The organism is Streptomyces globisporus, assembly GCF_003501885.1.
GTDB lineage: Bacteria > Actinomycetota > Actinomycetes > Streptomycetales > Streptomycetaceae > Streptomyces > Streptomyces globisporus_D.
The window spans coordinates 1-9,435 of record NZ_QWFA01000223.1 but is presented as its reverse complement, the minus strand read 5'-3'; the positions used below and the strand labels follow the sequence as shown (position 1 = coordinate 9,435).

Here is a 9,435-nt window from a genome sequence, read left to right as displayed (position 1 = left end):
CCCCCACCCGCCGCCGGAACGAGGCGACCCGCACCTCCCGCAGCTCATCCGTCTCCAGGAAGCTCTGCCGCCCCCGCCGGTCCCCGACCGTCCCGGCCGGCAACGCGATCACCCCCGGCCGCTCCTCGTGATGCTTGCTGGTGATCTTCGCGACCAGCGCCGTACGCCCCCGGCCCCGCCCCCGTACCGAGATCACCAGACACGGCCGGTCCTTCGACCCGGGCCCGTCCTCGTACGGCACATCGGCCCACCACACCTCGCCCGCCCGCGGCACCCGCCCGTCCGGCCGCGAAGGCCGCGACGGCGACGGCCGCGAAGGCCGGGACGGCGGCCGGGTCGACCCCACCGGCTGCCCCGGCCGCCCCGTCCGACCGGGCCGCCGGGACCGCGGCCCCCGGTCCGAGCGCCCCCGCCCGTCCACCACCGCGGCGACGAGCGCGAGCAGAACCACGGCGACCAGCGCCACCCACCAGAACGTGTTCATCCCCCGACCGTACCGGCGGGCGAAGAGCGCCTCCGAGGCCCGCACCGTGGGCGCGCTTCCATCGAACCGGTGACAGAGCAGGTGAGTTCCCCCACAACGGAGGGCAGCGGAGGAGCGACGTGGAGTTTCGCGCCTTACGCTCGACGAACCGCAAAACCGATCCCGCAGGAACCGACACCAGGCTCCGGCGGACTCGCACGAACCCTCCCCGTTCCCGCGCCCCGGAGGTTCACGCTCCATGAAGCTCACCGTCGTCGGCTGCTCCGGCTCGTTCCCGTCCAAGGGTTCGGCATGCTCGAGCTACCTCGTAGAGGCCGACGGCTTCCGGCTGCTCCTCGACATGGGCAACGGCGCCCTCGGAGAGCTGCAGCGCCACGTCGGTCTCTACGACCTCGACGCGATCTTCCTCAGCCATCTGCACGCCGACCACTGCATCGACATGTGCGCGTACTTCGTCGTGCGCTACTACCCCCACGGCGGCGACCGCCCCCGCCCCCTCCCGGTCTACGGCCCCGAGGGCACCGAGCAGCGGCTGACCGCCGCCCACGGCGACACCCCCTCCGACCGGGCGATGAGCGAGGTATTCGACTTCCACACCCTCAAGCCGGGGTCCTTCGAGATCGGCCCGTTCTCGGTCCGTACGGAGAAGCTCTGCCACCCCGTCGACACCTTCGGCATCCGGGTCGAGCACGGCGGCTCCTCCCTCGCCTACTCCGGCGACACGGGGACCTGCGAGGCGCTGGAGGACCTGGCCCGGGACGTGGACCTCTTCCTCTGCGAGGCGTCGTTCGTCGACGGCAAGGAGGACATCCCCGACCTGCACCTCAACGGCCGCGAGGCCGGCGAGGCGGCGGCCCGCGCCGGAGCGCACCGGCTCGTCCTGACCCACATCCCGCCGTGGACCGACGCCGACCGCAACGCCGCCGACGCCCGCGCGGCCTACCCGGGCCCGGTGGAGCTGGCGGTCCCGGGAGCGGTGTACCAGCTCTGAGACTCGCGGCCGCTTCCCGGGGCGGGCCGCCCTGCGAGACTGCCCGGATGATCACGATCAGACCCGCCCGGGACGGCGACCTCGACGGCTTCCTGACCTTGGCCGCGCAGGTCGAGCACTGGTTCGGCCCCATGGTCGAGGAACCGGGTTTCCACCGGGCGGTGGAGGCCCACATCCGTACCGGGGCGGCGCTGATCGCCGAGACGACGGAGCCCGCCACCCCCTCCGCCCCGGTCGGCGGCCTGCTGTTCGGCGCCGACCCGCCCACGTACCACGTGCACTGGCTCGTCACCGCCGCACACTGCCGGGGCGCGGGCGTGGGCCGGCGGCTGATGGCGGAGGCGATGCTCCGGTACGTCAGTGGGCCCGGCACCGTCGAGGTGGTCACCTTCGGGCCCGACCACCCGGGGGCGGTGGAGAGCGGGGCCCGGGCCTTCTACGAGAAGCTCGGCTTCCTGCCCGGCGAGCCCACCGACCCCGGCCCGGAGGGCGGCTCCCGCCAGATCTACCGGCTGGACGTGCCCGTTCCCGTACGTCCGGCGTGACGCGACCGCACGGCGGACAGGCCGAAGCCCCCGCCACCCGAAGAACATCTCGGTGGCGGGGGCTTCGGTATGACGGAAGCGGCGGGGCTACTTCGCCTCGGCCTTCTGGAGCTCGGCGAGCTCCTCGTCCGACTCCCGGCCCGGCGTCGGGAGGTTGAACTTGATGATCGCGAAGCGGAAGACCACGTAGTAGATCACCGCGAAGCAGAGGCCGACCAGGACCAGCATCCAGGGCTTCGACGCGATGCCCAGGTTCAGCAGGAAGTCGACCAGACCGGCCGAGAAGCCGAAGCCGTCCTTCATGCCGAGCGCCCAGGTCAGGGCCATCGACACACCGGTCAGCACCGCGTGGATCGCGTACAGCACCGGGGCGATGAACATGAACGTGAACTCGATCGGCTCGGTCACACCGGTGACGAACGAGGTCAGCGCGAGGGAGAACATCATGCCGCCGACGACCTTGCGGCGCTCGGGGCGGGCGCAGTGGACGATCGCGAGGCAGGCCGCCGGGAGGGCGAACATCATGATCGGGAAGAAGCCGGTCATGAACTGTCCGGCGTCCGGGTCACCGGCGAGGAAGCGGGCGATGTCGCCGTGGGCGCCGTTGTACTCGCCCGCCTGGAACCACGGGAAGGAGTTCAGCAGGTGGTGCATGCCGACCGGGATCAGCGCACGGTTGGCGACACCGAAGATGCCCGCGCCGACCGCGCCCGAGCCGACCAGCCACTCACCGAAGTTGTGCAGACCGGCGCCGAGGACCGGCCAGATCAGACCGAAGACGATACCGACGACGAGCCCCGCGAAGGCGGAGAGGATCGGGACCAGGCGGCGGCCGCTGAAGAAGCCCGCCCAGTCGGGCAGCTTGGTCCGGTAGAACTTCTGGTAGATCAGGGCGACGATGATGCCCATCACGACACCGCCGAGGACACCGGCGTTGACCGGGGCGTCGTTCATGACGATCTTGCCGTCGACGACGCTGGCGACCTGCGGCAGGTTGCTGTCGGTGAAGGTGGCGAGCACCTTCTGGAAGACCAGGTAGCCGGTGACGGCGGCCAGCGCGGTGGAGCCGTCCGACTTCTTCGCGAAGCCGATCGCGATGCCGACGGCGAACAGCAGCGCCATGTTGTCGAGGATCGCGCCACCGCCGGCGGCCATGTATCCGGCCAGCTTGGTGACGACGGTCGGGAACGAGTCGCGGCCCAGCATGTCCCCGTTGCCGAGGCGGACCAGGAGCGCGGCGGCCGGCAGCACGGCGACCGGCAGCATGAGGCTGCGGCCGATGCGCTGCATGACGGCCATCGCGCCGGCGCCCTTCTTCTTCTCGGCCGCGGGTGCGGTCTCAGCCGTGGTCATCAACTTCCTCCATGGGACACGGTGCCGCCCAGGTCGTTGATGCGGGGAGGCGGCGACTCGACAGACCCTGCGGCAGAGCGCCGTGGTCTGGACCACTCAGTGGTGTAGACCAGTTTTAGCACGGTGAGGGTTAGATAAGGAACCTTCAATTCCCCATCTCATTCGCAGTAGCAGACGCGATACGTTCGGTGACATGGCGAAGGCCCCCGGACCGGGCGGTCCGAGGGCCTTGAAGGGTCGGGGGCAGAGCCCCGGTGTGCTGCTACTTCGTCAGATCCTTCTCGATCTCCTTCTCGATCTCCTCGGGTTCGCGCCCCGGTGTCTTGAGGTCGAACTTGGTGATCGCGAAGCGGAAGATCACGTAATAGATCACGGCGAAGCACGCGCCGATCGGGATGATCAGCCAGGGTTTCGTATCCAGATGCCAGTTGACGACGTAGTCGATCAACCCGGCCGAGAAGCTGAACCCCGCATGCACCCCCAGCAGCCAGGTGATGCCCATGGACGCCCCGGTGAGCACCGCGTGCACGCCGTACAGCAGCGGCGCGACGAACATGAACGAGAACTCGATCGGCTCGGTCACGCCCGTGACGAACGACGTCAGCGCCACCGAGACCATCAGGCCCCCGACCTCCTTGCGGCGCTCGGGTCGCGCGCAGTGGGTGATGGCCAGGGCCGCGGCGGGCAGACCGAACATCATGATCGGGAAGAAGCCCGAGGTGAACTGGCCGGCCGACGGGTCCCCGGCGAAGAACCGGGAGATGTCGCCCTGCACGGTCTGGCCGTCCGTTCCGGTGTACTCGCCCGCCTGGAACCAGAAGAACGTGTTCAGGAACTGGTGCATGCCGATCGGGATCAGCAGCCGGTTCGCGAAGCCGAAGATCGCCGCGCCCCAGGAGCCGAGGTCGATCAGCTGCTTGGAGAACCAGGTCAGCCCGTCGCCCACCGGCTGCCACAGCAGCCCGAACAGGACGCCGAGGATCACGCAGAGGAACGCCATCAGGATCGGCACCAGGCGGCGCCCGTTGAAGAAGCCGAGCCAGTCGACCAGCTTGGTGCGGTGGTAGCGCTGCCAGACGACGGCGGTCAGCAGCCCGATCAGGATGCCGCCGAGCACGCCCGGGTTCTGCGGCTCGCCGTCCGGCAACTCGTCGGTCACGGTGCCGTCGATGGGGAAGGCGGTCAGCACTCCCCGGTAGACGAGGAAGCCGACGACCGCCGCCAGTGCGGTGGACCCGTCCGCCTTCTTCGCGAAGCCGATGGCGACGCCGATACAGAACAGCAGGGGCAGGCCGAGCTCGCCGTCGAGGATCGCACCGCCGCCGTTGAGCAGCACCTTGGAGGTCTTGTCCCAGAACGCGCCGTCCAGGTAGGAGCTGAACAGGTTGCCGAGGCTGACGAGGAGGCCGGCGGCGGGGAGGACCGCCACCGGGAGCTGAAGGCTCCGCCCGACCTTCTGGAGGCCCTGGACCGGTCCGTTCCACCATTTCTGCTGCGATGCCGCAGCGGCGCTCGCACTCATGGGCGTCCTCCCGGAACACTTCGCGTTTGGCGGTCGTTGCAAACTGGTGTAGACCAGTTGCGTCACGGCCCGAGCCCCGCCCTGAAGGCAGGGGACCGGTGATCGTCATCTTTCGGGATCGTCCGGTTACCCGCCCGCGAAGTTGGGCCAACCGTGCGTTACCGTGACGAAACGGACCCGCAGCGGGCGGCCGTCTGCGCGTGAAACAGGGAGAAGGACATGGCCACCAAGGCTGAGAAGATCGTCGCCGGGCTCGGCGGCATCGACAACATCGACGAGATCGAAGGCTGCATCACCCGCCTCCGCACCGAGGTCCACGACCCCGAGAAGGTCGACGAGGCCGCGCTCAAGGCCGCCGGCGCCCACGGCGTCGTCAAGATGGGCACCGCGATCCAGGTCGTCATCGGCACCGACGCGGACCCCATCGCCGCCGACATCGAAGACATGATGTGACCGGCTGACCCCACGCCGGACCCCGCGGCCCCGCCTCCGCGAGGCGCCCGCACCCGCAGGCCCCGTACCCCACCGCAGGGGACGGGGCCTGCCGCGTACGCGTACGGCGTCGCCCACGCCCACACCCACGCCCACCGCGGCCGTCACCGGTCCACCGCACCCGAACGCGCACCGGGACGCGTCCGTCACCCGGGTCCACCGCACCCGAACGGAGCCACCCCCGCCAACGGATACAGTCGGGCCCATGTCTCGCATCGACGGCCGCACCCCCGAACAGCTCCGCCCCGTCACCATCGAACGCGGCTGGAGCAAGCACGCCGAAGGCTCAGTCCTCATCTCCTTCGGCGACACCAAAGTCTTCTGCACCGCCTCGGTCACCGAAGGCGTCCCGCGCTGGCGCAAGGGCAGCGGCGAAGGCTGGGTCACCGCCGAATACTCCATGCTGCCCCGCTCCACCAACACCCGCGGCGACCGCGAAGCCGTACGCGGCAAGATCGGTGGCCGCACCCACGAGATCAGCCGCCTGATCGGCCGCTCCCTGCGCGCCGTCATCGACTACAAGGCCCTCGGCGAGAACACCATCGTCCTGGACTGCGACGTCCTCCAGGCCGACGGAGGCACCCGTACCGCCGCCATCACCGGCGCGTACGTCGCCCTCGCCGACGCGGTCACCTGGGCCCAGGGCAAGAAGATCGTCAAGGCCGGCCGCAAGCCGCTCACCGACACCGTCGCCGCCATCAGTGTCGGCATCGTCGACGGCACCCCGCTCCTCGACCTCTGCTACGAGGAGGACGTCCGCGCCGAGACCGACATGAACGTCGTCTGCACGGGCGACGGCCGCTTCGTCGAGGTCCAGGGCACCGCCGAGGGCGCCCCCTTCGACCGCAAGGAGCTGGGCTCCCTCCTGGACCTCGCCACCGCGGGCTGCGTCGACCTCGCCGCACTCCAGCGTGACGCACTCGCAACCACGCGGAACGCGTAGCGACTCGCCCTCCCCGGGTAAAGAAGCAACCAAATACGCACCACAGAGCGTCGTTACGGATACGGGCGCACGGGTCGAACCGTGCGTCCGTCCACGTACCGACCCCCGGGGAGGGACCCGCACCATGGCTTCGCGCCGCCACCGACGTATCGCATTCGCCACTGCCGCCGCCCTGCTGACGCTGACCACCGCGGTGGGCTGCGCCGGCCTCGACAAGGCGCTCGACTGCGTCCGCACCGCCGACGCCATCGCCACCAGCGTCAGCAAGCTCCAGCAGGCCGTCTCCAACGCCTCCGAGGACATCACCCAGGCCTCCGAGTCCCTGGACGAGATCGACCGCGAGCTGAAGAAGCTCGACGACACCACGGACAACGCCGACCTCTCCAAGGCCGTCGACGACCTCCAGAAGGGCGTCACGGAGGTCCGCACGTCCATCGAGGCGGGCGACGCCACCCCCGACATCACGCCGGTGACGGACGCGGCGACGGAGATCGGCAAGGTCTGCAGCCCGTAGGTCGAGCGGCCCCGGGCCGGCGGAAGCCCCGGCCCGGAGACGATCGCCGACCGGAGCACCGGCCCGGCGATAATCGCCCCATGAAGCGCCTGATCCTCGCCACCCGCAACGCCGGGAAAATCACCGAACTCCACGCCATCCTCGCCGACGCGGGACTCGACCTCGACCTCGTCGGCGCGGACGCCTACCCCGACATCCCCGACGTCAAGGAGACCGGCGTCACCTTCGCCGAGAACGCGCTCCTCAAGGCCCACGCCCTGGCCCGCGCCACGGGCCTCCCGGCCGTCGCGGACGACTCCGGCCTCTGCGTGGACGTCCTCGGCGGCGCCCCCGGCATCTTCTCGGCCCGCTGGTCCGGCACCCACGGCGACGACGAGGCCAACCTGAACCTGCTCCTGGCCCAGCTCGGCGACATCGACACCCCCCACCGCGGCGCCTATTTCGCCTGCGCGGCAGCCCTGGCCCTCCCCGACGGCGCGGAACGCGTGGTCGAGGGCCGCCTGAACGGCATCCTCCGCCACACCCCGTCGGGCACCAACGGCTTCGGCTACGACCCGATCCTCCAGCCGGAGGGTGAGACCCGTACGTGCGCGGAGCTGACCCCGGCGGAGAAGAACGCGATCAGCCACCGGGGGAAGGCGTTCCGGGCGTTGGTGCCGGTGGTGCGGGAGTTGGTGGGCTAAGCCGGAGACGGGAAACGGCCTGCGCATCAGTGCTTCGATGCGCAGGCCGTTCTCGGTGCGGCGGAAGGGATTCGAACCCTCAAGCCGTTTCACGGGCCACAGATCCTAAGTCTGCTGTGTCGCCAGTTGCACCACCGCCGCCCAGACGCATGTCATCGTACCGGGCCGGATGGCTGAGGCGGCATGAGATTTCCTGGCGCGGGACGTATCGGAACAGCAGCCCTCAGAACTTCGGATCCGGCGCCTGCGCCTGGACCAGTTCCGCCGCCTCCTCGTCCGTCTCCACCGACGGCGGGGAGCCGATCAGCGGCTGCTGGGCCGTCTCCTTCATGCAGGCCACCGCGATCACGCCGATCAGGGCCGCCGCCATCGCGTAGTACGCCGGCATCAGGTTGGAGCCGGTCCAGCTGATCAGGGCCGTGATCACCAGCGGGGTCGTGCCGCCGAAGATCGACGCGGAGAGGTTGTAGCCGACCGACAGGGAGCCGTAGCGGACGTTCGTCGGGAACAGGGCCGGGAGGGCAGCCGACATCGTGCCGAGCATGCAGACCAGCGAGAGGCCCAGCATCAGCATGCCGATCGTGATCGGGAGGATGCCGTCGACCCGGATGAGGAGGAAGGCGGGGAGGGAGAGGAAGAGGAAGCCCAGCATTCCGGTCATCAGCAGCGGCTTGCGGCCGAACCGGTCGGAGAGCTTGCCGATCTGGGCGATGATCGTCATCAGGAACACCATCACCGCCAGCAGGATCAGCAGCCCGTGCGTCTCGCTGTAGCCCAGCTCGTCGGAGAGGTACGTCGGCATGTACGACAGCAGCATGTAGTCGGTGATGTTGTACGCGCCGACCAGGCAGATGCACAGGATCAGCGTCGGCCAGTACTGGCGGAAGATCTTCGCCAGGTCGCCCTTGGCCGTGGCCTCGACGCCGTCCGCCGCCTCGCTCGCGTGCGCGGTGCCGCCCTCCAGCTTCTGGAAGGCCGGGGTCTCGTCCAGCTTCAGTCGCAGGTAGAGGCCGACCAGGCCCAGCGGGCCCGCGACGAGGAACGGGATCCTCCACCCCCAGGCCTCCATCTGGGCGTCGTTGAGGAGCGCGTACAGGGCTGTTACCAGGCCCGCCGCGCCGACGTAGCCCGCCAGGGTGCCGAACTCCAGGAAGCTGCCGAAGAAGCCGCGCCGTTTGTCGGGGGCGTACTCCGCGATGAACGTCGACGCGCCGCCGTACTCACCGCCCGTCGAGAAGCCCTGGAGCATCCGGAAGAAGATCAGCAGGACCGCGGCCCAGACACCGATCGTGTCGTGCGAGGGGATCAGGCCGATCGCGAACGTGCCGACCGCCATCAGGATCATCGTCAGCGCGAGGACCTTCTTGCGGCCGACCTTGTCTCCCATCGGGCCGAAGAACATCCCGCCGAGCGGCCGTACGAGGAAGGCCACCGCGAAGGTCGCGAAGGAGGACAGCAGCTGGGTGGTGTCGTTCCCGGACGGGAAGAAGACGTGGCCGATGGTCACGGCCAGGTAGGAGTAGATCCCGAAGTCGAACCACTCCATGGCGTTACCCAGGGAGGCCGCCTTCACGGCCCGCTTCACCGCGGCGTCGTCCGTGACCGTGATGTCCGTCCGGCGCAGTCGCGGATTCCGGCGCTTCCGGATGGCCCGGAAGAGCGCGGGGTGGCGTTTGACCGCTGCTGGGTCGGCCGCCTGCTGGGGGTCCGGGGCCGCCATGGCGGGGGTCCTTTCCTCGAAGGGTGTTCCAGGAAAGGCTTCTGCGCAGAGTTGACGGCCGCAAACCGACTTCATGGGTCGATGCGATCTCCCTCACACGATCTCGACACACCGTGGCGCGTTCCGTGGCCGGGGAGGGGGCGTGATCGTGTGAGGGGGATCGCATCGACCCATGAAGTCGGTTTGCG

10 protein-coding genes and 1 tRNA gene are annotated in these 9,435 nt (G+C 69.6%); 6 read left to right on the top strand and 5 right to left on the bottom strand.

All coding sequences use genetic code 11. The features are described 5' to 3' along the window. Positions 1–484 (bottom strand): type II toxin-antitoxin system PemK/MazF family toxin (locus D3105_RS29710; protein ID WP_133305723.1); only part of this gene is annotated, 484 nt, incomplete at its 3' end. A gap of 238 nt (positions 485–722) precedes the next feature. Here D3105_RS29710 and D3105_RS29705 point away from each other — a divergent pair. Continuing rightward, positions 723–1,475, top strand: coding sequence for an MBL fold metallo-hydrolase (locus D3105_RS29705; protein WP_118906020.1), 753 nt, complete (start codon positions 723–725; stop codon positions 1,473–1,475). Between the two features lie 47 nt (positions 1,476–1,522). Next, positions 1,523–2,020, top strand: a complete 498-nt coding sequence (locus tag D3105_RS29700) for a GNAT family N-acetyltransferase (RefSeq protein ID WP_118906019.1) — start codon at positions 1,523–1,525, stop codon at positions 2,018–2,020. Between the two features lie 87 nt (positions 2,021–2,107). Here the strand turns inward: D3105_RS29700 and D3105_RS29695 are convergent, their stop codons facing one another. Beyond that, the gene (locus D3105_RS29695; protein ID WP_032774952.1) at positions 2,108–3,373 is read right to left on the bottom strand and encodes a PTS transporter subunit EIIC; all 1,266 of its coding nucleotides are present in this window, start codon (positions 3,371–3,373) and stop codon (positions 2,108–2,110) included. A gap of 262 nt (positions 3,374–3,635) precedes the next feature. Next, positions 3,636–4,895 carry a PTS transporter subunit EIIC gene (locus D3105_RS29690; protein WP_118906018.1) on the bottom strand — a complete coding sequence of 420 codons (1,260 nt, stop codon included), beginning with the start codon at positions 4,893–4,895 and terminating at the stop codon, positions 3,636–3,638. A gap of 219 nt (positions 4,896–5,114) precedes the next feature. Here D3105_RS29690 and D3105_RS29685 point away from each other — a divergent pair, with 219 nt between their 5' ends. The 4 genes from D3105_RS29685 to rdgB all read left to right on the top strand — a co-directional run bounded on the left by D3105_RS29685 (position 5,115) and on the right by rdgB (position 7,527). Continuing rightward, complete coding sequence (locus D3105_RS29685) at positions 5,115–5,348, top strand: glucose PTS transporter subunit EIIB (RefSeq protein WP_003968866.1); 234 nt, start codon at positions 5,115–5,117, stop codon at positions 5,346–5,348. A 244-nt stretch (positions 5,349–5,592) separates the two neighbouring features. Continuing rightward, on the top strand, positions 5,593–6,330 hold the full coding sequence (gene rph, locus D3105_RS29680; protein WP_006124866.1) for a ribonuclease PH: 738 nt from the start codon (positions 5,593–5,595) through the stop codon (positions 6,328–6,330). A gap of 124 nt (positions 6,331–6,454) precedes the next feature. Further along, positions 6,455–6,844: a hypothetical protein gene (locus D3105_RS29675; RefSeq protein ID WP_118906017.1), complete on the top strand. Its 390-nt coding sequence runs from the start codon at positions 6,455–6,457 to the stop codon at positions 6,842–6,844. A gap of 80 nt (positions 6,845–6,924) precedes the next feature. Then, positions 6,925–7,527, top strand: a complete 603-nt coding sequence (gene rdgB, locus D3105_RS29670) for an RdgB/HAM1 family non-canonical purine NTP pyrophosphatase (protein WP_118906016.1) — start codon at positions 6,925–6,927, stop codon at positions 7,525–7,527. Between the two features lie 56 nt (positions 7,528–7,583). Here the strand turns inward: rdgB and D3105_RS29665 are convergent. Continuing rightward, positions 7,584–7,668: transfer RNA gene (locus D3105_RS29665), tRNA-Leu, on the bottom strand. A gap of 82 nt (positions 7,669–7,750) precedes the next feature. Further along, positions 7,751–9,247, bottom strand: a complete 1,497-nt coding sequence (proP, locus tag D3105_RS29660) for a glycine betaine/L-proline transporter ProP (RefSeq protein ID WP_118906015.1) — start codon at positions 9,245–9,247, stop codon at positions 7,751–7,753. Positions 9,248–9,435 lie beyond the last annotated feature (188 nt).